The organism is Lacrimispora sp. 38-1 (genome assembly GCF_049890855.1).
Lineage (GTDB): Bacteria > Bacillota > Clostridia > Lachnospirales > Lachnospiraceae > Lacrimispora.
Window position 1 is genome coordinate 1 of the sequence record NZ_JBANEW010000086.1, and the last position, 425, is coordinate 425.

Here is a 425-nt window from a genome sequence, read left to right on the forward strand (position 1 = left end):
CACAGTATAACCGGAAAGTTGCACAGATATTTAAGTGCGCTCCGCAGTTTTACCGCTCTGACTGAAGTTTATCAGTCATTTGAAAGCTCGATTAACTCAAACTCACAAATCACTGGTAAAAACCAGTTATATAAAACAGCACTGCCCTGCTGAATCAGGTTAACACATTCTTTAACACAGGTTTCGCTTTTCCCTCCACCCATTGGAACGTGTCCGTTCTATATAAAACACTTTTTCAAGTGATTTTTTTTATGTAATCTGGCACCCACCTGCTCTCCCATACCGTCTCCAGTATAGTACCATCGGCCGCTTAGGTCTTAACCATCGTGTTCGAGATGGGAACGGGTGTGTCCCCTAAGCGCATCGGCACCAGAAATTCTTTGTCTTCTGATGTTTCATTATTTAATTTATATCTTTGAAAACCC

General features: G+C 41.6%; 1 rRNA gene. It reads right to left on the reverse strand.

The annotated features are described in order from the left end of the window. Positions 1-256: 256 nt before the first annotated feature. Positions 257-374 (reverse strand): 5S ribosomal RNA (rrf, locus tag V7D18_RS23655). Positions 375-425: the final 51 nt, after the last annotated feature.